General features: G+C 67.1%; 16 protein-coding genes. All 16 read right to left on the bottom strand.

Going from position 1 to position 23,051, the window contains the following annotated elements:
• Positions 1 to 32: 32 nt before the first annotated feature.
• Positions 33 to 881, bottom strand: a complete 849-nt coding sequence (locus tag GAK28_RS05830) for a deaminase domain-containing protein (protein WP_291776122.1) — start codon at positions 879 to 881, stop codon at positions 33 to 35.
• Positions 881 to 1,930, bottom strand: coding sequence for a hypothetical protein (locus tag GAK28_RS05825; protein ID WP_291776120.1), 1,050 nt, complete (start codon positions 1,928 to 1,930; stop codon positions 881 to 883). Before GAK28_RS05825 ends, GAK28_RS05830 begins: the two co-directional genes overlap by 1 nt.
• 299 nt (positions 1,931 to 2,229) lie before the next feature.
• Positions 2,230 to 4,416, bottom strand: a complete 2,187-nt coding sequence (gene gspD / locus GAK28_RS05820; RefSeq protein WP_291776118.1) for a type II secretion system secretin GspD — start codon at positions 4,414 to 4,416, stop codon at positions 2,230 to 2,232.
• A 48-nt stretch (positions 4,417 to 4,464) separates the two neighbouring features.
• On the bottom strand, positions 4,465 to 5,238 hold the full coding sequence (locus GAK28_RS05815) for a general secretion pathway protein GspN (protein ID WP_291776116.1): 774 nt from the start codon (positions 5,236 to 5,238) through the stop codon (positions 4,465 to 4,467).
• Positions 5,235 to 5,834: a type II secretion system protein GspM gene (gene gspM, locus GAK28_RS05810; protein WP_291776114.1), complete on the bottom strand. Its 600-nt coding sequence runs from the start codon at positions 5,832 to 5,834 to the stop codon at positions 5,235 to 5,237. Before gspM ends, GAK28_RS05815 begins: the two co-directional genes overlap by 4 nt.
• Positions 5,821 to 7,164 carry a type II secretion system protein GspL gene (locus GAK28_RS05805; protein WP_291776112.1) on the bottom strand — a complete coding sequence of 448 codons (1,344 nt, stop codon included), beginning with the start codon at positions 7,162 to 7,164 and terminating at the stop codon, positions 5,821 to 5,823. The genes gspM and GAK28_RS05805 overlap by 14 nt, the downstream gene beginning before the upstream one ends.
• Positions 7,161 to 7,991, bottom strand: a complete 831-nt coding sequence (locus tag GAK28_RS05800; RefSeq protein WP_291776111.1) for a type II secretion system protein GspK — start codon at positions 7,989 to 7,991, stop codon at positions 7,161 to 7,163. Before GAK28_RS05800 ends, GAK28_RS05805 begins: the two co-directional genes overlap by 4 nt.
• 20 nt (positions 7,992 to 8,011) lie before the next feature.
• Positions 8,012 to 8,689: a prepilin-type N-terminal cleavage/methylation domain-containing protein gene (locus GAK28_RS05795; protein WP_291776109.1), complete on the bottom strand. Its 678-nt coding sequence runs from the start codon at positions 8,687 to 8,689 to the stop codon at positions 8,012 to 8,014.
• Entirely contained in the window at positions 8,686 to 9,129 is a 444-nt protein-coding gene (locus GAK28_RS05790; protein WP_291776107.1) for a prepilin-type N-terminal cleavage/methylation domain-containing protein, read from the bottom strand. Before GAK28_RS05790 ends, GAK28_RS05795 begins: the two co-directional genes overlap by 4 nt.
• Positions 9,126 to 9,566, bottom strand: a complete 441-nt coding sequence (locus GAK28_RS05785) for a GspH/FimT family pseudopilin (RefSeq protein ID WP_291776105.1) — start codon at positions 9,564 to 9,566, stop codon at positions 9,126 to 9,128. Before GAK28_RS05785 ends, GAK28_RS05790 begins: the two co-directional genes overlap by 4 nt.
• 24 nt (positions 9,567 to 9,590) lie before the next feature.
• Positions 9,591 to 10,016 carry a type II secretion system major pseudopilin GspG gene (gene gspG / locus GAK28_RS05780; protein WP_291776104.1) on the bottom strand — a complete coding sequence of 142 codons (426 nt, stop codon included), beginning with the start codon at positions 10,014 to 10,016 and terminating at the stop codon, positions 9,591 to 9,593.
• 27 nt (positions 10,017 to 10,043) lie between these two features.
• Positions 10,044 to 11,261: a type II secretion system inner membrane protein GspF gene (gspF, locus tag GAK28_RS05775; RefSeq protein ID WP_291776102.1), complete on the bottom strand. Its 1,218-nt coding sequence runs from the start codon at positions 11,259 to 11,261 to the stop codon at positions 10,044 to 10,046.
• A 4-nt stretch (positions 11,262 to 11,265) separates the two neighbouring features.
• The gene (gspE, locus tag GAK28_RS05770; RefSeq protein ID WP_291776099.1) at positions 11,266 to 12,981 is read right to left on the bottom strand and encodes a type II secretion system ATPase GspE; all 1,716 of its coding nucleotides are present in this window, start codon (positions 12,979 to 12,981) and stop codon (positions 11,266 to 11,268) included.
• A 207-nt stretch (positions 12,982 to 13,188) separates the two neighbouring features.
• Positions 13,189 to 20,268: an ESPR-type extended signal peptide-containing protein gene (locus tag GAK28_RS05765; RefSeq protein ID WP_291776097.1), complete on the bottom strand. Its 7,080-nt coding sequence runs from the start codon at positions 20,266 to 20,268 to the stop codon at positions 13,189 to 13,191.
• Between the two features lie 223 nt (positions 20,269 to 20,491).
• Positions 20,492 to 22,471: a PA domain-containing protein gene (locus GAK28_RS05760; protein WP_291776095.1), complete on the bottom strand. Its 1,980-nt coding sequence runs from the start codon at positions 22,469 to 22,471 to the stop codon at positions 20,492 to 20,494.
• Positions 22,468 to 22,911: a hypothetical protein gene (locus GAK28_RS05755; protein ID WP_291776094.1), complete on the bottom strand. Its 444-nt coding sequence runs from the start codon at positions 22,909 to 22,911 to the stop codon at positions 22,468 to 22,470. Before GAK28_RS05755 ends, GAK28_RS05760 begins: the two co-directional genes overlap by 4 nt.
• Positions 22,912 to 23,051: the final 140 nt, after the last annotated feature.

The raw sequence follows: 23,051 nt of genomic DNA, 5'->3' as shown, positions 1-23,051 counted from the left end.
CGCTCCTTCGCCGTCCTGCGGGTACCGCGATATCAAACTTCGTTCAGATCCTCGTGGTTCTCCGGTTCCATGCAATCGACCGGTGCCGGTACCTGGTCCATCACCGCCGCATTGTGGTTCAGCACATGGATCTGCCCCCCGTTGACGGAGACTTCAATCGTCGTCATATGTTGGTGGCGAAGGCGATCGAACGTGCGATACGCGGGACTTTGCCGACCGAGAAACGCCACATGCACCCGGATACCCCTCGCGTCCGATAGCGCCTGCAACGCGGGCTCGCATGATGCACAGGGCTCCTGGCTTGAGTACACGGCCAGATAGCCACCGGCGCGGACTCTCCCATTGCGGATGTCCCGCTCGATCTGTCGGGCAATCTTGAGTTCCGCATCGCGATCCCGCGCGTTGGCGGCGCGTCCGTCGTCCAGGGGCCTCGCCGTCACCGTACTATGACGAGGCGGAGTCCGGTCCCATGCAATGACATCGGTGGAGGCCTCGAAATAAGCGCTGTAGTCGCGCACCGCACGTAGACCGGGAATACCCAGCCGCGGCTCGTTCCATCCCGATCGTGCGTGGTATACGCGACGATATGACGTCCCGTCGATCTCGTACTGGTATGTGGCGCTCACGAAGGTCGCCGATTCAAACTGCTGGGAAAACGCGGTGAACTCCTGCGTGTCGACCCGCCGCCCTTCCAACGCCGCCAAGTACCAGAGGCCCGCTGCACGGGCATGGGGCGTGAACGCAGCCAGAACACGCGCCGTGACCGTTCCTCGCGGATCGTCGTGGATCTTGCGCTTCAGTACGGGGTGAGCGCCCGCTACCAGGGAAGCCAGCAGGCATAGACCGCAAAACACGACTTTTGTCGACTTGATAACACTCATCATCGCGTCGAACTCCTGCAAATAATCAGATTGGCTCGCTCGACGAGTCGGTAGAAATCCAGCTCCGTATCGCGGGCTGGATCGCCAGCCACGGCCACCTGGGCTTCGATGATCTCCGCATGGTTGGACCAATCGAGCGCCTTGCCAGAGAAAGCGCCCGCCCACGCCGGCTTGATGTCGGCAAAGGCATCGACCAGGCGAGCAGCCCGTGCCATGTCGTCAATCTCTGATGCCGGTCGATGGAGTTGCTTCTCGCGCAACGCGCGATACCAGCGATAGACCGCTCGATCGGTCGCATCGGTCGGGCAGATCGGTGTCTGCGTCTGCTCCGGAATCGCTCCCGCGTACTGAGGATCATGGCTGCCATCCGCCTTGCAGGCGCGAAAGCCGCCTTGACTAGTCGCAAAGGCCGCGGCAACGCGGGCAATGCGCAAGGGCGTCGGGATTTCCCGAATGCCGAAGGTATTAAGCCCACCGCCTCTCCACAGCGAGAGCTCCCCACGCAGGATATCGGCCAAGTAGGTGAGATCAGCTTCGAGGATCTGATCCATGGATGTGGCAGATTCAAACCGCGTCAGCACATCGGCGTAGATTCCCTGTTCGATGCGATCCTGCGGGGGAACCGCCTCGACCCACTCGTGCAGTATCTGCAACGCCACCGCCAACTCCGCCGTGATCGCATAGACCTCGTTTCCGTACAGTTCGTACGCCTTCTCGTAGTACGTTGGAAGCACCCCCGCCTTGCTGAGGTTGGCGCCTAGATACGGTGCGTAATAGGTGTACACGGATGCCGATGCATCCGTGAGGGCCTGCCAGCCCGGAAGTGCCTTGGTCAGGCCCAGGTCCCATGCGATCGCACGCGCTTTCTGCGATGTTTTTTCCGGAAAGACGGCTTCGCCCCTGGGGCCATCGCCTCGCTGCCACATGAACATGCCGACATGCAGGTCACTGTAGATGGACCCCGGACTGTCCAGGTACTCCTCCACCCAGACGCTATCGTGCTGAAAGGGCCAGACACTACCGAGGTCGGCTCGCGACAGCATGGCCATGCGATGAAGCGTCCACTCCCCGAACACATCGCCAGGTCTGGCTGGCGTGTAATACCTGGCACCGGTGGGCGACGCTGACGCCCCACCGGCCATGAAACATAGCGCCGTGCACGCCACGAAAGATCGAAGCACCCGTGATGGCGTAGCCGTAGTCATATACCGATATCCCTTGGCATCAATCGCCCATTTGAGCTCGGCCGGGGATCACGGGATATCGGTGGCGGCACACGTGTCCACTGCGAAAAAGCAGCAGCGTTCCGTCATCCGACAGGAACGCGGGCCTTCGCTTTGACTGACGTCTATCCCTCCCGAACGTCCTTCTTCAATACATCTCGGTCGACCACTTCCGAATCCAGGGGGCGAAGCGAACGGAATGTGCGTCGGTACTCGTCGAAAACACGTTTCGCGTCTTCACCGCTGGTGATGACTTTCGGCGTGATGAGAACCAGGAGTTCCGTACGCATACCTTCCTTGCTTTGCTCCCCGAACAACCGTCCGATCACTGGCATGCGTGACAACAGGGGCACGCCGGCATGCTGTTCCGAATCCATGTCTCGGATGAGACCACCCAGCAACACCGTCTGTCCGCTCTGTACGGCCACCTGGGTATTCAGCTTGCGCTTGACGATGGGCGCATTGGACCCCGGACCCACCAGATCGGCACGGCTGACTTCCTGCACCACGTCGAGGTAGACCAATCCGCCGGGATTGACGCGCGGGCGCACTTCGAGGATTACGCCCGTGTCCTTGTACTCCACCTGACCTACCTGGTTGCCGTTGCCTACACCGGTGTTGACATAGGTCTGCGTGACGGGAATCTGGTCGCCGACCTGGATCTTCGCCTTACGATTGTTGACCACCACCAGCGATGGCGCGGAAAGGATTTTCGTATTCGTATTCTGTTCCATAGCCCGCAGCGCCACCTGCAGATCGGAGTTCACGAACGAATAGAAGAACGTATCCGGACGGAGTGCGTCCTTGGTCGCGCTGCCCAGCGCCCACTGCTGCTTGTTGCCGGGTTGGGCTACTTCGCCATCGCCACCCGCCAGGCCCTCGAGGTACCACTGGACGCCGAAGCGGAAATTATCCCGCAACGTCACCTCCAGGATTCGTGTCTCGATCTGCACCTGCAACGGCACGGCATCCAGGCGCTCTATCGCCTGGCGAATCTGCGCCCATTGCGAAGGTCGCGCATGGATCATCAGCTGGTTGTTTGCGTCCACCGCCGTGACACGGATGCCCGAGGATCGCGAGCCACCGCTACGCGATGAGGCCGCTGGCGCGGACACCTCCTCGGGTGGCTTGAAGAAATCGGGATCGCTGTCCTCGCCTTGCGACGGCGCATCCAGACCGCCGCCGTCGCCATCGAGCGTGGCCGACGACAACCCGGGTACGACCGTCGCCGACGATGGGCTATCCGCAGCGACCGACGCGCCGAAAATATTTCCCACGTAGCGGGCGAGATCCGACGCCACCAGGTTGCGCACGTCGTAGACGAACAAGCGCGGTTCACTACCTCCGCCGTGATCGATGCGATCGATCCATTCGCCGACCTGATCCAGAAACTCGGCACGCGTGGCGATCGCGACGATGGCGTTGGTCCGCTGGATGGGAATGAAACGGACGAGACCGGCGACCGGCGCACCACTCTTTTGGCCAAACACGGAATCCAGCGCCGGCATCACTTCACCGACGCCGGCGTTGTCCAGGCTGAATACGCCGACGGACATGCCCTTGACCCAATCCACATCAAAGGTATCGATGGTTTCGCCATAGTTGGCGAGCTGTTCGGGCGTACCCGACAGTACGAGCACGTTGCGCGCGGGATCGGTCAAAAGGATGGACTCGGGTGTAACGAAAGGCTGCAGCAGCTTCGTCATTTCCGGTGCCGCCACATAGCGCAGGGGATACAACCTCGCGCTCATGCCCGCGCGAGATGACGAAGCCTTCAGCCGTGGCACGACGCGACCCGCAACAGCGTAGGAGGACGGCATGACCGCGTAACGCCCCTTGTCTTCGACCAGTGCGTTACCGGTCCAGCCAAGCAACGTTTCAAGGATGGAAAGCACGTCCTCCTTGCGTACCGGCTTGGACGTGGAAAACGAGACGGAACCCATCACACCCGGCGCGATGGAATAGTTCATGTCGAGAAGGTCGCCGAGGATCGCCTTGACGACGGCTTCGACCGGCTGGTTCTCGAAGTTGAGTGTTACCGCCCCTTCACCGCCGATGCTGGCGCGCGGCTTCTCCAGGCCTCGCGGCTGGACGAAGCGGCCAGTGCCGCGCAGCGTAGCGGGGGATAGGGCAGATGCGGTGTCGTTCGTGGCGTCGGCGTCAGCCAGCGGCAGCGGCTTGGGTACGGGGCGCTCGGTACCGGCGAGCGCTTCGCGCTCGAGGCTGCTGTCATAGGGGCGGGGCGCCTGGGGCGCGCAGGCCGTCGCCAAGATGGCCGAAAGCACGGCCACACCGAGGGTGCGACGTTGCATGGTGTACTCCTTTGTCATCCATGACGGCGCACAAGGCGCCGTTCCTTATTACTGCGAATCCTGGTGTTGCTGGCTCTGCTGTTCGGCGCGACGACGCTGCACGGCCTGCTTGAGCGCCTCGATGCGCGCCTGCTGCAAGGCCTGGTCATCCTGGCGCGGGGGTGCCTGGCGCGTACCGGACGATGCTGGCTGCGGCGGCACGGGACCGGCGATACCCGATGCTGGCTGCTGCTCGATATGGATACCGTTGTCCTGCTGCGGCGACGGTTGGCGGGGAGGCGTCGGCGGCTGGCCCGGCATGGGCGGAACCTTCTGACCCTGCTGCGCATTGGCCAACGGATCGGGTGCGGCCACTTTCAACGTAAGCTCGCGATGATCGCCACCGTTGTCGAACACGGCGCTACGCGGCTTGAGCGTCGCGAGCGTCCAGTGGCCATCGCCGAGCGGCGTGCCCTCCTTGACGCGCACCGTGAGGTCCTTGCCCTTGTCGTGCAGGAGCGCAATGCGCAGGCCTGCGGTCATGATGATGCCGGTCAATTCGAGATCGCCGATGTTGCTGGCCGAGTCGTCGCCATCGGCCGCTGCCACCGGCTTGCGATCCGACATGAACAACGGGCGCTGCCAGACGTCGACGAACTGGGCGATCGGTGTTGGCGTCGGCATCGCCGCTGCGCGCAGGGGCGGCAGCGCTTCCGGCGGCGAGGGATCGTCCCAATGCACGCCACGGCCCACACCCATGGCGAACACACCAAAGACGACGGCCAGCGCGAGTGCCACACCGCCGAGGATCGGGGTCAGGCGTCGTTGATCGGCCGCGTTCATGATGCCGCCTTGGCCGGCGCACGCGCGGCATGAATGTAACCGGAGACAGTGAACTGCACTTCCATCGGTGCCGCGCCTCCCGCGCGGGCAGCCACGGGATTGCGATAAATGCTGAAGTCTTCGATGAACAGATACGGCGTGGCTTCCTCGATATCGTGGAGCACCGCCGTCATCGGCTGCATCTGGCAACGCAGGCTGATGTTGACGGTGACCTTGCGATACGGCTCGCCGGCTTTTTCCTGGCTGGGCACGGGCATTTTCTGCACGACATCACACGCCCCGTTCTCATGGTGCGCGGCGGCGACATCGACGATACGCTGCATGAGTCCCGCCGCCGCGGCGTTGGTGTCATCGCCGGCAAGGAAAGCGTCGCTGCTGGATTGACCCTGTTCCAGCGACGCCAGGCGCTTTTCAAGCTGCGGACGTTCGGCAATGGCGGCCGCGAAACGACGCTGGGTATCGCGTAGATCGGTCATCTCGTCGGCGATCGCCAGCTGAGGCGCGACGAACCACCAATGGACCAGCGCGAAGTAACCGACCACGATCACGACGATAAGCAGGAGGATCGCAGCGATCCGCGATTCATTTGGCTTCATGCGCACCGGCGTTCTCCTTGGCCTTGGTGGCAGGCGCTGCGACCGTGGCGGCTCTTGCGGGTGCCGCTGCGGTGGGTGACGGCCGCGTAGCCACCGTGGATGCCTTCGCAGGTGCGGCGTTTGCAGCCTTCGGCGCCGCACTAGATCCGGGAGCCGGTGCGCTTGCTGCCTTTGCAGGTGCAGGCTTCGCCGCGGAGTGGGCCGGTGCGCCAGGCTTTGGAATCAGCGCCTTGGCCTGCATGTAGAAACGCTCCTTGCCCGATGTGGGATCGGTCTGGATCGTGCCCTGGAAGCTGGGTTCGCCGATGGCGCTCGCCCCCTTGAGCGCATCGATGAGGCGCGCGGCCTGGGGACTTTGCCCCTGGAAGCCGATCTGCCCCGTCGCGTTCACGGTGAACCGCTCCAGCCAGGTGTCGTCGGACAGGCGCTGAGTGAGTTCGGTAAGGATGGGAAGAATCGACGGCGATTCGGTCTTGCGACGTGCGAGGAAACCCGACGCACCCGCACTTTCCGTCAACCGCTGGCGCAAGCCCTTCACGCGTTGCGCGTCGGTACGCAGCGACTCGACCTCCGCACGCATGGTTTCCAACGCCTGGTTGCGGTTGTGCAACCACATCGCCATGGCACCGAACAACAGGACGACGATGGCGAAGATCAGCGCCATGTTCAGGCGCTTGCGTCGATCCACGCGACGGGGGGCGCGCGCCGGTGGCAGCAGGTCGATGCCGGCCAGGCCGTAGCCCTGGGGAACGTCAACGCGATCGGGCGCGATACCAAGCCCGGCCAGTTCATCAAGCTGGACATCGAGGGACTGGCGTGGTGTCGCGGCAAGTTCGGCGACGAAGCGCCCTTCCGGGCCACCTTCGCCGAGTTCACGCACGCCGAAATGGATGTCTTCGGTACGGAAAGGCGTCTGCCGGTCGAGGTCGAAACCGACGACCTGACGCAGGTTGTCGCGCGCGGCCACCGGCAACACGAGTCGACGGCGAAGCACCTGCCCCGCAGGTAACAGCAGAGCCACTCGGCGATCGGCGGGATCGGCTTCCGCGAGCGCGCGGGACAGCAAGGCCTGGCGATGCTCGGCCCCATCGATGTCGTCGGCCGTGGCCAGGGGCAGCGATTCGCCTACCCGACGCAATACCCAGGCGTCTTCCTTGCGCTCGACGGCATACCAGCGTTGACCGCCACCGAAGGCATGGCGCCAGCGCACCGGCACCAGGGCCGACAATTCGCCTCCCCACCAACGAAAAAAGCCGGGCAACGGACTGCCTCGCCATGCGCGGCGCAAGCGTTCAAGCTGCAGCTGTGAGGCGTCCTGCAGGGCGGTCATTCTGCATCTCCTTCGCGCCAACGCAGTATGGCGTAGGGCTGGTTTCCCGATCTTATCCCACGTAGCCGGATCGTTGATGTCAGGGAACTTCTCGTCCCGTCTTCAAGGATCGCTTCCGTTCGTATCGTGTGCGTGACACCGTTGCCACCGGATACGGCCGCACCGTTGGCCTGCGCCCTCTGCGAGAGGATCGCCTGCACGCCGGCGGAGCCCAGCCCGGGAATGGCGGCGAGCGCCAGCGGCGGGGCGTGTTCCGTATTGGGCCGTTCGCGACCGGACCAGATCGTGAGAACCGGCGCAATCTTGGTCCATAGCTCCTGGTCCATGCCCAGGACCATGCGCCCTTCCTCCACCGTGGCGAACGGTCCGTTGCGAGGACCATACCCGAGTCCGGCGGCATCGTATTGCGCTTTTTTCGCACCATTGGGCGATGCCGCGTCGCCCGGGCGGCGCCAGTCCTGGATTGCCGCCGAAAGATGCTTGGCCCGGTCGTCAGGCAGGCCGACCGCCTTGAACAGGCCGGTCAGGACGTCATCGGATGCCGCATTGAGGTCGATCTTGCCATCTTCGTCGGTGATCGTGACGCTCACTTTCGCGTTGTCGAAAACGAAGCTGTAGACGCGCCCGTCGGCGATCCAGCGCGAATCGATGTCCGGACTCTGCAACCCCGCGACCGCACGGACGAGTCCCGCCTCGGCGGCGTAATGCGCCTGGGCCTGCGAGAACTGGTATCGCGCCTGCAGGCCTTCGGTGCGGGCCAGCGCGGCGAAACCGCCGAGCATGATCGCCAGCAGCGTGCAGCCCCAAAGGACGATGAGCAGGGCCACGCCCCGCTGCTGCCGCCACCTCATCGCAGTGCCTGCCCGTGCGAACGCGACGAGAAGAAGCCATTGCGCGACGCCGACGGATCGATGCGGATCGGCGCGATGAGATCAGGGAACGCCACGCCGCCCTCGACCTCCAGGTGTACGCGCACCAGGGACGGTGTGCGCCGCTTGTCGCCCCACTCGTCCTGCCAGTCCGTGGGGCGATTCTGTTCGTCGAGGCCGCGATAGGTGAAGCTACCCTTGCCGATGCCCTTGAGCAGCACCTCGGGATCACCGAGTGGCTTGGGATCGTCGCCGTCGGGCGGCAGCAAGGACAACTGGACCTCGAGGCGCTTGCGCCCCCGGTGATCGCCGCGATCGTCGTCGTCCACCAGACGCAACGTGATGAGCTGCGCGCCCATGCGCGACAGGTAGCCCGGCAAGGGGGCGACGAAACGGACGGTGGTCGCGTCGCCCGTGAAGATGAGCGGATCGCCGTCGTCGGTTTCACCGAACGGAATGACCAGGGCCTGAGCCAGCTCTTCGCGTATAAAGGTCTGCGCGGAGCGGATTTCGTCCATGCGCTGGATCGCGTCGTCACCACTGCGCACGATACGCGTCGCCGTGCTGATGCCGGAATAGACACCGAGCAGCACGATGGAAAGCAGCGCCAGCGCCGCCAGCACTTCCATCAGGCTGAAGCCGCGGGAGGTCTTCATCCGCCACCTCCCGCCGAACCCATGCGCAGGGTCGAGAAGCGTGCATGGCGCTCGGTGTCGTCACGCCCCCAGATGACGTCCAGGTCGAGACGATAGATCGGGCTGGATACGCCGTCGTCCGCCGGACGTACGTCTGGCAGCTGGTAGCGCGACACGTTCATGCGCCAGCGATAGGTGTCGTCGAAGCGCCCTTCGGTTTCGCCCTCTTGGACGGGGTCCATGACGAACGCGCTGTCGAGCAGCGTGTGGGCGCGCAAAGCCGCTTGCGTGCGCTCGTTGGCGCGGGCCGTCAGGCTCAATGAACTGCCGGCGACCTGCATGAGCGCGGCGAAGGCGATGGCGAGCACCGCGATCGCGGCGATCACTTCAAGGAGGCTGAAGCCTTGCTGCCGCGAACCTATCCCCCTGTTGATCGTCGGCGCCCTGGATGCGCGCCTCATTTGGTATCCACCACGCTGACCGCGCCGGTGAGCCATGCCACGTTGACATGCCACTCGCGCTGCCCCCGCTTGAGGGTTACCCGGCCCCCGGTGGAACTACCGTCGGGAAAGAAACGGATGCGATCGGTGGTGGCATTGGCCTGGTCTTCGCGCGCGCTGGTGATCGACACGCGCATATCCCTGGGTAGCCTCACGTCGCTCTTGCCCGGCGCGCGATACGTCGCCGCCGAGGTGTCCACCTCGAGCGCGAGGCTCTGTCCTTTCACGATCGACTGCGCGCGCGTCCAGCGCAACGCCGCCGCCAGTTCACCACTGGCAGCATTCACGCGCGCACTGGCCAGCCCCTGGCTGATGGGAATGGACACGGCGGCGGCCGCGATCCCGATCAGGAGGATCACGGCCAGCATTTCGAACAGCGTGAAACCGCGCGCGCGCATGGCCGTGCTTGCCGTCCTTACGAATTACTGCCAGTTGCCGACGTCGGCGGAGTAGCCTTCGCCGCCGGCCTTGCCGTCCTGGCCATAGAAGACCAGGTCGAAATTGCCGTGCTCGCCCGGATAGCGATAGCCAAACGCATGGCCCCACGGATCCTTCAGGTCGGATTCCTTGGCATACGGGCCCTGCCAGTTGGAAGCGTCGGCGGGCTTGGCCACCAGATCGCCCAGTTCATGCGGCGGCGTGCCGTTGTCGAGGGCGTAGTTCTCGATCTTCTGGCTGAGCGTGGTGAGCTGCGCCTTGCCCGCGCCGTACTTGCCCTTGTCGACGTTCTTGCCGACCTGGGTCACCACGATGGCGCCGATGATGCCGATCAGGACGATCACGGCGAGCATTTCCAGCAGCGTGAAGCCGCGGGCGTGGCTGTGTCGGAGGGTACGTGTCGTACGCATGGGCAAGCTCTCCTTGGAACGGTTTGATCAGTTGATGTTGCTGGTGAGGCTGAGCAGCGGCAGAAGAATCGCCGCCATGATGAAAGCGACCATGACGGTCATGACGATGGTCAGCGCAGGCACCAGCGCCGCCAGCAGGCGGTCGATGGCGCGCTTGGCTTCCACATCGAAGGTGTCGGCGACCTTGAGCAGCATGGTGTCGAGCGCACCCGCCTCCTCGCCGACCTGAATCATCTGTAGGGCGAGGCGCGGAAAGCGCTCGGTCTGGCCTAGCGCGCTACCGAGTCCTGTACCACCTTTGACGCGTTCGGCCGCCTGCTCCAGCGCCTGGTCGAGTGCGCGGTTGCCGGTGACCTGGCGCGCGATGGAGAGCGCCGACAGCAGCGGCACACCGTTCTTGAGCAGGGTCCCCAGGGTGCGCGCGATGCGCGCGGTCTCGACCTTGAGCAAAAGCGGGCCCGCGACCCGCATGGTGAGCATGCGCGCATGAAAGGCCAGCTTGTGTTCCGGATCGCGCAGGCGCAGGTTCAGAAGCACGCCCAACACGACGAACACGAGCGCCATCGCCCACCACCAGTCGCTGATGACGGTACCCATCGCGAGCACCACCTGGGTGATCACCGGGATCGGCACCTGCATGTCCGCGAAGATCGGCACGAACTGCGGCACGACGTAGGCAAGCAACAGCACAAGCGAACCCAGCACGCCGACCATGAGGAAGGCGGGATAGATCAGGGCGTTGATGATGCTGCCGCGCAGGGCCTGCGAACGCTCCAGGTAGTCGGCGAGGCGACGCAGCGTGTCATCCAGCGAACCGCCGGCTTCACCCGCGCGGACGAGGCTTATGTAGAGCCGTGGAAATACGCCGTTTTCTTCGTCCAACGCGGTGGAGAGCGTGGTGCCTCCGCGAACGCAATCGCGGATGCGCTCCACGAGTTTCTTCGCACGCTCGCCCTCGGGCAGGTCGAGAAGGATACCCAGCGCGCGATCCAGCGGCTGCCCTGCGCCAAGCAACGTGGCGAGCTGATGGGTGAACTGGGCCAGCTGGTCGCCCGTGAACGGCCCCTTGCGGAACAGTGCGGCGAGTCCGCCGCCCGAGGAATCGCCGTCGGCCGGCGCCGCTTCGAGCGGGGTATGCCCCTGGTCCTGCAGGCGAGCGACCACGTCCTCGACCGAGGCCGCCTCCATGCGGCCGGTGAGCACTTCGCCCACGGCGCTGATCGCTCGATAACGGAACTGGCTCATGGTGTCAGGAATCCTGCGTGACGCGCAGGACCTCCTCGATGGTGGTTACGCCCATGACCGCCTTGGCGAGACCGTCCTCGTACATCGTGCGCATGCCCTCGGCACGCGCCTGTCTTTCGATTTCGCCGGCGTCGGCACGCTGCATGACGAGGCGTCGCAGCGGATCGCTCATCACCAGGAATTCCATGATCGCGCGACGACCACGGTAGCCCGTGGGATTGATCGCGCTGGAGCCCGGCTTCCACAGGCGGATGGGGCGCTCGTCGGTGTATTTGTCGAGCTGGAACTGCTCGATCACCTCGGGCATGGCCTCGTAGGGGATCGCGGTCTCCGGATCGAGCCGGCGCACAAGGCGCTGGGCGAGGATGCCGTTGACGGTGGAACCGAGCAGATAATCCTCCACGCCCATGTCGAGCAATCGGGTGATACCGCCTGCCGCGCTGTTGGTATGCAACGTCGACAAGACGAGATGGCCCGTAAGCGCCGACTGGATCGCGATGCGGCATGTCTCCAGGTCGCGCATTTCGCCGATCATGATCACGTCGGGATCCTGTCGGACGATCGAGCGCAGCGCGCCAGTGAAGTCGAGGCCGATCTGCGGCTTGACCTGGATCTGGTTGATGCCCTCGATCTGGTATTCGACCGGGTCCTCGACCGTGATGATCTTCACGTCCGGCGTGTTGATCTGCGAAAGCGCCGTATAGAGCGTGGTGGTCTTGCCCGAACCGGTGGGGCCGGTGACCAGGAGAATGCCGTGCGGCCGATCGAGCACCTCGACGAAGCGGTCGCGGAAATTGTCGGTGAAGCCCAGCGACTCGAAGTCGAACACGACCGACTCGCGGTCGAGGATACGCATCACCACGGATTCGCCGAAGCTGGTCGGCACGGTGGAGACGCGCAGGTCGAGTTCCTTGCCTTGCACGCGCAACTGGATGCGGCCGTCCTGCGGAAGGCGGCGCTCGGCGATGTTCAGGCGCGCCATGATCTTCACGCGGGAGATCACCGCCGCGGTGGAGCTGGAAGGCGGCGCCTCCACCTCGTGCAACACGCCGTCGATGCGGTAGCGCACCTTGAGCCGGTTCTCGAAGGGTTCGATATGCACGTCGGACGCGCGCTGCTCGACCGCACGCTGGAGGATCAGGTTCACCAGGCGGATCACCGGCGCCTCGGACGCGAGGTCGCGAAGATGCTCAACGTCGTCCTCGACGGCGGCGTTGCCATCCAGGCTTTCCACGATGCTGCCCATGGCCGAGCGCCCCTGACCGAAGTAGCGCTCGATCAGGTCGTCGATTTCCGAGCGCAGTCCGACACGCAGCTGGACATCGCGCCCGGTGGCCAGGCGTACCGCCTGGAGCGGATAAGGATCGGCCGGGTCGGAGACCAGCAGGGCCACGCCCTCCTCGCCCTCGCGGACGGGGACCACGTGGTACTGCTTGAGAAAACGTAGCGAAAGCTCGGTATCCGCCGGCGGCAGGTCGGGGGCGTCCTTGGCGGCAAGCAGCGGCAGACCGAGCAGATCGGCCCACGCGTCGGCGAGGTCGCGTTCGGATACCAGCCCCAGCCGCGCCATGAGCGCGGTGAGCGTGCCTTCGGGCGTTTCGTCGTGGAGACGGCGCGCCCGCGCCAGGTCGGTATCCTTCAACCTCCCATGTGCCACCAGGTGCGCACACACCTGGGCTTCACCGGGTTCCCCGGTAAGCATGTCCTTATGCTCGGTCATCGCAGACATGCCATCCTCACGGTCCGTTAGTGCATTGGGTCGCGTGTTCGTTCCTGACCACGCGGGCCGCTATTGGTAGCACATACCGTGCGTCGAGGGCGACCGCGGCCGTCACGTTCCTGAAGAGGACGCAGGAACCGTCCAAGCCGCGCCCGTCCTGGACAAAGCCCGTAAGCGGTGGCGGCCATGAGGCCGCCGCCTACACGATTACCAGCCTACGCCTACACCGACACCACCCGAGGTTTCGCTGCCGCTGACGGCGGCACCGAAGGTCAGGCTGGCGTGCGACGACAGCGCCCGCGAGTAACCCACCGACAGGGCACCCTGCCCCTTGTACCCGCCGACGCCCACGCCCAGGCGGTTATCGCCGTTGACGCCCTGGGTGCTGAAGGCCATCTGCGACATGGCCGCGCCCATCGCGCCCACCTTGTTGAGGCGGTCGTTGAGGTTATTGAAGCGATGATCAACCGTTCGCTTGTACTCGTCGAACGCACCACCGCTCACCACATCGCCGAACTTCTGGTCGGTATAGGCCTTGGCACTCTGCAACGTGCGGGCATCGCCCTGATCGGCGTACGACTGCGCCGTGACCACCGCCTGATCCACCTGGCTGACCGTGGCGGCATCGCTGGGAGCGGTGCCGGCGGCGACGTTGGTGATCCGGCGCTGGGCCGTGGCGTTGCCCACCGACACCGTATTCGCCTGGTCGGCAACCGAACCGGCACCCAGCGCGACACCGTTCGTCGCCGTGGCGGTCACCGTCGCTCCGGTGCCCACCGCCGTGCTGCTGTCGGCGCCCACGCTGGCGTTGTTGCCGATGGCGAGATCGGTGGTGTCCTTGGCATAGCTGCCCGAGCCGATCGCCGTGCCGTTGCCGGTACCCTCGACGATGGCCTGCGGACTGACCGCGACCGGCGCTCCGGCGGCGGTCGGCGTCCCCTGAGCCACCGGTGCCGCCTCGGCCACCGCCGACGAGGCACCGACCGCGGCGGCGCTGGCCGCCATCGGCGTGACGACCGCGTTGCGACGCACCGGACCGGTGCCCGGCAGGCTAGTGCCACCCGACGACTTCGACTCGAGGCTGCCGACGCGGTTGTTGAGCGAGCTCAAGGCCCCGTCGAGCGCGCCCACCGCGTCGCCCACCGTCTGGTAACTGCCGCCCTGCACCCGGTAGACCGGGCCCACGAAACCGTTGGCGCCCATCGTCGCACCGCCACCGAGCGCCATCGCCACCGCGTTGCCCGCGGCGTTGGACGATCCCGCGAACGCGCTGGACAGGGCGGTGTTGAGCTGGCCCAGGTTCACGGCGTCGGTGTTCTGGCTACCGGCCGCGACATTGGTGATCTGCCGGTTGTTGCCCGCGCTGCCTACCGACACCGTATTGGCGCGGGTGGCGGTCGAACCCGCACCGAGAGCCACCGAATTGGCCGCCAGCGCACGCGCGCTGTCGCCGATGGCGGTGGCGCTCGCCGCGGCGGCGTTCGCCGATGCGCCGATAGCCGTGGTCGATTCCTTGCTCGCCGACGCCAGCGCACCTACCGCCGTGGACAGGTCGCCGGCGGCGCTGCTGCCCGCACCGGTCGCCGTCGCGAAGCCGCCGGCGGCCTTCGCGTCGTCGGAGCCGTCGCCCGCGCCCGTCGCCGCGACGTAGTGCTTCGCCGCGCTGACGCTGTCGGACAGCGCGTTGAGCTGGTTCACGTTGGTCGCGTCGGTGCCCTGCGTGCCGGCGGCAACATTGGTCACCTGGCGTTCGCTGCCCTTGTCGCCCACGGACACGGTGTTGGCACGGGTGGCCAGGGAGTTGGAACCCAGCGCGACGCTATTGGCCCCGCGTGCCGTCGAGTTGTCGCCCACCGCAACGCTGCTGGCACCCGATGCCCAGCTATTGATGCCCAGCGCCGTCGCGTTGGTGCCCGGCGCGTAGGCGAAGTAACCCACGGCCGTGCTGCCGACGCCTTCGGCGCCCGTGATGCCGCCGAGGGCGGTGGCATAGTCCGCCGTGGCTTGCGCACCCGCACCGAAGGCCGCCGAGCTGGCGCCCGTGGCGCCGGTATACACCTGAAGGCCGCCGAGGTCGGCCGGGCCACCCACCGCGACCGAGCCATTACCGGAAGCCGTCGTGGACGTACCGACCGCCGTGGCGTTATCGCCGGTGGCGTTGGCGACCGCGCCCAGCGCGGTCGACTGCGACCCGGACGCATAGGCACCGACGCCGACCGACGTGGCGGCGAAGCCGTTGGCCGAGGCGCTGGCGCCCACGGCCGTACCGCCCACGCCCGCCGTGGTCGCACCGGTATCCACTGGAGCGCCACCACTGGTGATGAACGGCTTGCCGTCGGCATCGACGGCGACGCCGCCTACCGCCACGCTGCCCGGACCGTTCGCCTGCGAACCCGCGCCATACGCCGCGCTGTTCTGGCCGGTCGCCACGGCACCGTAACCACTGGCCGTGGCATGGCTACCGGTCGCGACCGCACCGCTACCCGTCGCCGTGGCGCCTTCGGCACCGGCATACGCACCGGAGCCTGCCGCCGTGGCGTACTGACCGCTGGCCTCGGCGTCGTCCGAGCCGTCTCCGTTGCCGTTCGCCTTGAAGTAGTGGCTCGCGTCGCTGACGCTGCTCGCCACGGCGTCCAACTGGCCCTTGTTCACCGCATCGGTGTTCTCGGTGCCGGCGGCGACGTTGCTCACCTGGCGCTCTGCCCCCTTGTCACCGACGGAGACCGTGTTTTCACGAGTCGCCTGCGAGCCCGCGCCAAGGGCCACGCTGTTGGCCGCCTTGGCGGTCGCCGACTGGCCGACGGCCGTGCTGTTCACCGCGCTGGCATAGGAATTCCAGCCCAGGGCCGTGGCGTAGTCGGCCGTGGCCCAGGCGCCGGCGCCGAACGCCGCCGCACCGGTCCCCGTGGCCTGCGCCGGGATGAAGCCGAAGAACGTGCTGCCGCCCACCGCGACGCTTTCCGCACCCGTGGCCTGCGCGCTTTCACCGACGGCAACGCTGCTGGCACCGGTCGCGGCACTCTGCGTACCCACCGCCGTCGACAGGTCGCCGATGGCGTTCGCGACAGCACCGACCGCCGTCGCCTGCGCACCCGACGCATAGGCGCCGACGCCGAGCGACGACGACGCGAAGCCACTGGCCTGTGCACTGGCGCCGACAGCCGTGCCACCCACACCGGCCGTCGTGGCGCCGGTATCGACCGGCACGCCACCGTTGGTGATCAGCGGATTGCCGTTTTCGTCCACCGCGACGCCGCCGACGGCGATGCTGCCGGGGCCGTCGGCCTGCGCGCCCGCACCGTAGGCCGCGCTGTTCTGTCCGGTCGCCACCGCGCCATAGCCGCTGGCCGTGGCGTGGCTACCCGTCGCCACCGCACCACTACCGGTGGCCGTGGCGCCTTCCGCTCCGGCATACGCGCCGGAACCGGCCGCCGTGGCGTACTTGCCGCTGGCCTGCGCGTCGTCCGTGCCGTCGCCATTGCCGTTGGCCTTGAAGTAATGGCTCGCGTCGCTGACGCTGCTGGCCACCGCGTCGAGCTGACCCTTGTTCACCGCGTCGGTGCTCGTCGTGCCCGCCGCCACGTTGACGACCTGACGCTCCTTGCCCTTGTCGCCCACCGACACCGTATTCGCACGTGTCGCCTGCGAACCCGCGCCAAGCGCCACCGAATTGGCCGCCGTCGCCCAGGCGTTCGCACCCAGCGCCGTCGCGTTCGCGCCCAGCGCCCAGCTACCCGTGCCTACCGCGATCGCGTTCGCGCTTTCGATGCCCAACAGACCGAAGCCCGTCTCCGCGCCGCTGCCGATGGCGATGCTGCCCGCGCCAGCGGCGCTCGTACCCGCACCCAACGCTGTCGTGTTCGCGCTCGACGCCGTGGCACCCACGCCCGCCGCAAGCGACTGCGCGCCGGCCGCGACCGACTGCGTGCCCACCGCCGTGGAAAGATCGCCCGTGGCGTTCGCCACAGCACCCACCGCCGTCGACTGCGCGCCCGACGCATACGCGCCGACACCCAGCGACGACGCGGCGAAACCGCCAGCCTGCGAGCTCGCGCCCACTGCCGTACCGCCGACACCCGCGCTCGTCGCGCCGGTATCCACCGGCACGCCGCCGTTGGTGATCAGCGGATTGCCGCTGGCATCGACCGCCACGCCGCCGACGGCGACGCTACCTGGACCGTTCGCCTGCGCACCCGCGCCATACGCCGCGCTGTTCTGGCCCGTCGCCACCGCGCCGTAACCGGTCGCCGTGGACTGCTGTCCGGTCGCCGTCGCGCCGCTGCCGAAGGCACTGGCACCGTTCGCGCCCGCATAGGCACCCGAACCGGAAGCCGTTGCATACTGGCCGTTCGCCAGCGCGTCGTCGCTACCGTCGCCATTGCCATTCGCCTTGAAATAGTGGCTCGCGTCGCTGACGCTGCTGGCCACCGCGTCGAGCTGGCCCTTGTTCACCGCGTCGGTGTTCTCGGTGCCCGCCGCCACACTGGTGATCTGCCGCTCCTTGCCCTTGTCGCCGACGGAGACCGTGTTGTCACGGGTCGCCTGCGAATCGGCGCCGAGCGCCACGGAGTTATCGCCGAGTGCCCAAGCATTCGCGCCCAGGGCCGTCGCGTTGTCACCGAGTGCCCAGCTGCCGGTGCCGAGCGCGATCGCGTTGGCGCTCTCGATGCCGAACAGGCCGAAGCCCGTCTCCGCCCCGTTGCCGATGGCGATGCTGCCCGCGCCCGCCGCGCTCGCGTTGCCACCGATGGCCGTCGCCCCCGCGCTATACGCTGACGCGCCATAACCCGTCGCCACCGACAGGTCGCCATCGGCGAACGACTGCGAACCCGTGGCCGTCGCGCCGCTACCCGAAGCCTGCGCGAGGAAGCCGCTGGCGGTGGACTGCTCGCCCTGCGCGAACGCTGCCGTGCCCAACGCCGTGGCGTACTTGCCTTCGGCCTGCGCGCTCGCCCCCACCGCTGTCGCCGCCAGTCCCGACGCGCTGGCCGGACCGACCGCTTCACCGGTGGACGTGTACGTGATGAGCGGATTGCCGTCCTCGTCCAGCGCTTGCCCACCGATGGCCGTGGTGCCGTTGGCCGACGCCTGTGCGCCAGCGCCGAACGCCGAGCTGTTCTGCGCGGAGGCGACGCTCCCATAGCCTGCCGCGGTCGCGTAGTTTGCATTGGTGCTCGCGCCGCTGCCGATCGCCGACGAACCCTGGCCCTGCGCCACCGCGCCCTGGCCTACCGCCGTGGCGTAATCGCCGCTGGCATAGCTGCCCGCGCCGTAGCTCGACGTGCCCGTGCCGTCGGCGATGGCGCCGTGGCCGTTCACGGTCGAATCGTCACCGAACGCCGCGCTGTTCGCGCCGGTCGCCGTCGACCGCGCGCCGGACGCTTCGGCGTTCGCACCGACGGCCGCGCTGTCCATGCCGTTCGCCTGCGCACCGGCACCGTAGGCGGCGCTGTTCTGCCCGCCCGCCACGCTTCCATAGCCGGTCGCGGTCGACTGCTGTCCCGTCGCGACGGCACCGCTGCCGAATGCGCTCGCGCCGTTCGCACCCGCGTAAGCGCCCGAACCCGACGCGGTCGCGTACTGGCCATTGGCCTGCGCATCATCGGAACCGTCGCCGTTGCCGTTGGCCTTGAAATAGTGGCTCGCGTCGCTGACGCTGCTCGCCACCGCGTCGAGCTGGCTCTTGTTCACCGCATCGGTGCCTGTCGTACCCGCGGCCACGTTGGTGACCTGGCGCTCCTTGCCCTTGTCGCCCACGGATACGGTGTTGGCACGCGTTGCCTGCGAACCCGCGCCGAGCGCCACCGAGTTATCGGCGGTCGCCCAGGCATTCGCACCCAGCGCCGTCGCGTTGTTGCCGAGCGCCCAGCTACCGGTGCCGAGCGCGATCGCGTTCTGGCTTTCCAGGCCGAAGAGCGAGAAACCCGTTTCCGCGCCACCGCCGATGGCGATGCTTCCTGCGCCCGACGCGCTGGTGCCGGCACCGAGGGCCGTCGCGTTCGCACTGGAAGCGGTGGCACCTACGCCGGCCGCAAGCGACTGCGTGCCGGCCGCGACCGATTGCGTGCCGACCGCCGTGGACAGATCGCCGGTGGCGTTTGCCACTGCGCCTACCGCCGTCGCCTGCGCACCCGACGCATACGCGCCCACGCCCAGCGACGATGCAGCGAAACCTCCCGCCTGCGAGCTCGCGCCCACGGCCGTGCCGCCCACGCCCGCGCTGGTCGCGCCGGTATCCACCGGCACACCACCGTTGGTGATCAGCGGATTGCCGCTTGCATCCACCGCCACGCCGCCGACGGCGACGCTACCCGGTCCATTCGCCTGAGCGCCCGCACCGTAGGCGGCACTGTTCTGTCCGCCCGCGACGGCGCCATAGCCCGTCGCCGTGGACTGCTGTCCCGTCGCCACGGCGCCGCTGCCGATCGCGCTCGCGCCGTTGGCACCCGCATAGGCGCCCGAACCGATGGCCGTCGCGTATTTGCCGCTCGCCTGCGCGTCGTCGCTGCCGTCATTCGCGCCGTCCGCGCTGACGTAATGACTGGCGTCGCTCACGGCACTCGCCAGCGTATCGACGCGACCGGAGACACCGGCAACCGACGATGACAACTGGTCCACGCGCGTGGACACACCAGTGACACTACCCGACACCTTGTCGAGCTGGCGCTTGTTCACCGCATCGGTGGCCTGCGAGCCATCCGCCACGTTCACCACCTGGCGTTCGGCGCCGCTACGACCCACCGACACCGTGCCCGCACGATTGGCGATGGACGAGTCGCCGATGGCGACCGAATCCTTCGCCGTCGCGCGCGCACCACGGCCGAACGCCGAACTCGACACTGCGCTGGCAAGCGCGTCCTGGCCGACGGCCACGCTATCGGTGCCGGTCGCGCGCGTGGACTGGCCGAGCGCCGTCGAGAAGGCACCGGTCGCCTGCGCGTCCTGGCCGAGGGCGGCGCTGTAGCCACCGCTGGCCTTCGAATCCGTTCCCACCGCGGTGGCGTAATCGCCCGCGGCCTTCGACGAGGTACCGCAGGCGAAGGCGTCGTCGCCCTTGGCGACGGGGCCCTTGCCCTGGATGCCCAGCAGGTAGCCCCCGCAGACATTACCCGCCTGCGCGGGCGAGCTGCCCAGCGCCAGCATCACGCCGGCAGCCAGGGGCAGTGCGGCCATGGCGGCGCGCAGGCGTCGGGAGGCGCCACCCTTGCCGTTCGCCCGTGCCAGTTCCGAGGCGACGACGAGGATGCCAAGCGATTTGTTCCAGACCTTGCTGTAGATGGTATTCACGACAAACTTCCTCCCAGTGTCCGCTCATGAGCGAAAAGATGCGCGGGCGCGCCTTGCGCGCCGCGTCGCCAGTCCGTCGCCGACGCGGCGGACGCGTAGTCCCTGGCGACCGGGCAGCCTACGGCCGTCCGGACGTCCAAACGTGGTGTTTCCCCTTCCCCTCCGCGGTGATAAAGCGAAGGAAGAGGCCCCGACGGAGCGGGGCCTCTTGCCTACGACCGCATCAGTTCGTGTAGGCGCCCAGGACGCTGACGCCCGAATACGCCTGCTCTCCCTTCACGGTGAGCGTCCACACGCCCTTCGCCGGGGTGTTGGCCGTGAACGGCTCGCTGTTGCCCGGACGATTCGGCTGCGCGGTGGTCTTGCCCGCCGGATCGGTGACCGAGATGGACACGTCGCCGGAGCCACCGAACGTGCGCAGCGTGAGCGTCTTCGCGTTGGCCGGCACGTCGAGCGTGTACGCCTTGGTCGCCCCTGCCGCACCCTGCTGACCGGTCAGCGCCTTGTTGTTGGTCAGGGCGGTGCCCGGAGGCGCGGTCGGCTTGCCCCACTGCGTGAACTGCTTCTGCGTTTCCGCATCGGACAGGCACGCGTTGAGACTGGTCGCCTGGCCAGCGGTGATGAGACCGTCGGAGGCGAGCTTGGCGGCATAGGAGGTGATCGCGCTGCGATAGGCACCCACGTTGGCGGACGAGCTAGCGAGGATCTTCGCGTTCGAGATCACGTTGGCACCGATGATCACGCCGCCCGGCACGAGGGTCGGGATGCCGGTATCGCAGGTCAGCAGCTTCTGCGTACCGACGTTGAGGCCCCAGCCGATGTCCTTGAACAAGGCCGGCGTCAGGTCGACGTCGATCTCGCCACGCAGATCCTGGTTGATCGCGTATTCCATGATGGCGTTCGGCGTCAGGCGGGTGTCGTAGTGCGAGAACGACGAACCCTGGGCGAGCGTCGTCGGTGCATACAACTGGACATTGCCCTGTGCATCCGCACCGGCGAGGCCGGTACCGGTACCCACCGCACCGGTCAGACCCGCCAGATTGGCCTTGATCGTATTGCCGTCGACCTGGCTCACCGCGATCACCGGGATCGTCACCGGCTGGGCGGGCGTGCCTCCCGGCGTGATCGCGCCGGCCTGGTTGTTGGCGATGAGCACGGCCTTGGCACCGGCGGCCTGCGCACCCAGCGACTTCACGGTGAAGTCGCAGGTGCCACGGTCGATCAGCGCAATCTTGCCGACGAGGTCGGCGCCATTGGTGATGGCCGTGCAACCGTCGTTCGGAACCGCGCGGACCACGGCGCCGCTGAAGTTGGACGCGGTGGCGACCGGGCCGAACGTGGCCTGCGCGTAACCGTAGTCACCTGCCGCGCCCGCCGGGGCGGATACACGGAAGACGTTCGGCACGGTGAGCGCCAGCGGAGCCTCCGCCTTCACGGTGGCACCGGTGAACACCAGGTGGCCGTCGTTGAGCGCCGAGGTGACACGCTGCGCGTCGGTGAGGTCGTACCACTTCTTGTTCAGCGAGTTGTCGTACACGAACGACGAATAGATGTCCGGACGCGCGACACCGTCGTTGCCCTTGTAGGGCGAACCGGTGGTCAGGCTGTTGAAGCCCGAGAAGCCGAGGCCATGCGCCATTTCGTGCAGCACGACGTTGAGGAAGTTGATCGAGCCCGTCGGGGTGTTGCCGTCGAGACCGAAGTACCACTTCGAACCTTCCAGGCATCCGGTAGTGCCCAGGGCGCCGTTGAACTGGCTCTGGATGTCCGCTTCGCCCGGGGCGCCGTCCTGCTTGGACAGCGCGTCGAACAGGGCGGAGTGGTACCAGGTGTTGCGCACGGCACCCGCCGGCAGCGTGCTGGTGTCGTCGAAGTAGAAGATGTAGGTGGTACCCGAAGAGCCGAGCACGCCGGAGGTGGCGTCGCAGGACAGCTTCTGGAAGGTGGCGTTGTTGGTGATGGTGACATCGCTCTGCAGCACCGCACCCCAGATGTCGGCGGCGAACAGGTAGACGTTCAGCGCCTGCTGGCCGGCGGTGGTGCCGGGATTGCCACCGACCGGGGTGGCAGGTGTGGGATCGTCCAGGCCCTTGCCGGTGCCGGCATCCTGGTTGACGATCTTGATCTCCGCCGCGCTGGCGGCCATGGCGCCGAACAGGCCGGCGGTGAGGAGAGCGGAATAAAGGAGGCCGCGGCGGATCATCGGGTCACCTCCGGAGCCTTCGGCGCGGCGTGTACGCCGTGGTCGTCGTGATGAATGCTGACGGTGCCATCGGCGTTGCGCTCGGCGACGACGCTGCTCATCAGTTCCTGCGGTACGCGCACGGCCTGCGCCCGCACGCCGTTGGCGAGATTCACGGTGCGGAACGTGGAGCGGGCTTCGGCCGCCGTACGCGGCTGCGCGGAAAGCGCCGACACCTTGTCCTGCTGCACCTGGAACGCCTTGGCGAGCGCGGCGCGCTCGGCGGCGGTGGGTTCACGCAAACGGCCAGTAGCCGGGTCGATGGCGACCTGCACGCCCTGGACCATCACGGTCTGCGGCGCGGCGATCGCGGTCTGGTCGGCGGCCTGGGCCGCTCCCGCGAAGGTGAAGATGCCCGTCAGCACGAGGCCGAAGGCCTGTGCCATTGCTCGTGAAGTCATTACTGTTACCTCCCTAATACGGCGCCGGGACCCCTCCCTGCACGCCCACCGGCGAAGGCCCCCTCGCCGGTGCAAGACGTCGCGGACACGGCGCCCCCTGCGCCGGTCCCTTCGTCGTGCGCCACGCGGGCGCACGACGG

This window comes from Luteibacter sp. (assembly GCF_009912395.1).
Classification (GTDB): domain Bacteria; phylum Pseudomonadota; class Gammaproteobacteria; order Xanthomonadales; family Rhodanobacteraceae; genus Luteibacter.
The sequence above is the reverse complement of the archived record's forward strand: the minus strand, read 5'-3'. Positions and strand labels throughout refer to the sequence as shown.

What these genes read in the sequence shown, in the direction of transcription:
- GAK28_RS05805 (WP_291776112.1), bottom strand. Translation starts at nt 7,164, where the DNA reads ATGACCGCCCTGCAGGACGCCTCACAGCTGCAGCTTGAACGCTTGCGC.
- GAK28_RS05830 (WP_291776122.1), bottom strand. Translation starts at nt 881, where the DNA reads ATGAGTGTTATCAAGTCGACAAAAGTCGTGTTTTGCGGTCTATGCCTG.
- GAK28_RS05790 (WP_291776107.1), bottom strand. Translation starts at nt 9,129, where the DNA reads ATGAGGCGCGCATCCAGGGCGCCGACGATCAACAGGGGGATAGGTTCG.
- gspE (WP_291776099.1), bottom strand. Translation starts at nt 12,981, where the DNA reads ATGACCGAGCATAAGGACATGCTTACCGGGGAACCCGGTGAAGCCCAG.
- GAK28_RS05760 (WP_291776095.1), bottom strand. Translation starts at nt 22,471, where the DNA reads ATGATCCGCCGCGGCCTCCTTTATTCCGCTCTCCTCACCGCCGGCCTG.
- GAK28_RS05785 (WP_291776105.1), bottom strand. Translation starts at nt 9,566, where the DNA reads ATGCGCGCGCGCGGTTTCACGCTGTTCGAAATGCTGGCCGTGATCCTC.
- GAK28_RS05825 (WP_291776120.1), bottom strand. Translation starts at nt 1,930, where the DNA reads ATGGCCATGCTGTCGCGAGCCGACCTCGGTAGTGTCTGGCCCTTTCAG.
- gspD (WP_291776118.1), bottom strand. Translation starts at nt 4,416, where the DNA reads ATGCAACGTCGCACCCTCGGTGTGGCCGTGCTTTCGGCCATCTTGGCG.
- GAK28_RS05755 (WP_291776094.1), bottom strand. Translation starts at nt 22,911, where the DNA reads ATGACTTCACGAGCAATGGCACAGGCCTTCGGCCTCGTGCTGACGGGC.
- GAK28_RS05815 (WP_291776116.1), bottom strand. Translation starts at nt 5,238, where the DNA reads ATGAACGCGGCCGATCAACGACGCCTGACCCCGATCCTCGGCGGTGTG.
- gspF (WP_291776102.1), bottom strand. Translation starts at nt 11,261, where the DNA reads ATGAGCCAGTTCCGTTATCGAGCGATCAGCGCCGTGGGCGAAGTGCTC.
- GAK28_RS05795 (WP_291776109.1), bottom strand. Translation starts at nt 8,689, where the DNA reads ATGAAGACCTCCCGCGGCTTCAGCCTGATGGAAGTGCTGGCGGCGCTG.
- gspM (WP_291776114.1), bottom strand. Translation starts at nt 5,834, where the DNA reads ATGAAGCCAAATGAATCGCGGATCGCTGCGATCCTCCTGCTTATCGTC.
- gspG (WP_291776104.1), bottom strand. Translation starts at nt 10,016, where the DNA reads ATGCGTACGACACGTACCCTCCGACACAGCCACGCCCGCGGCTTCACG.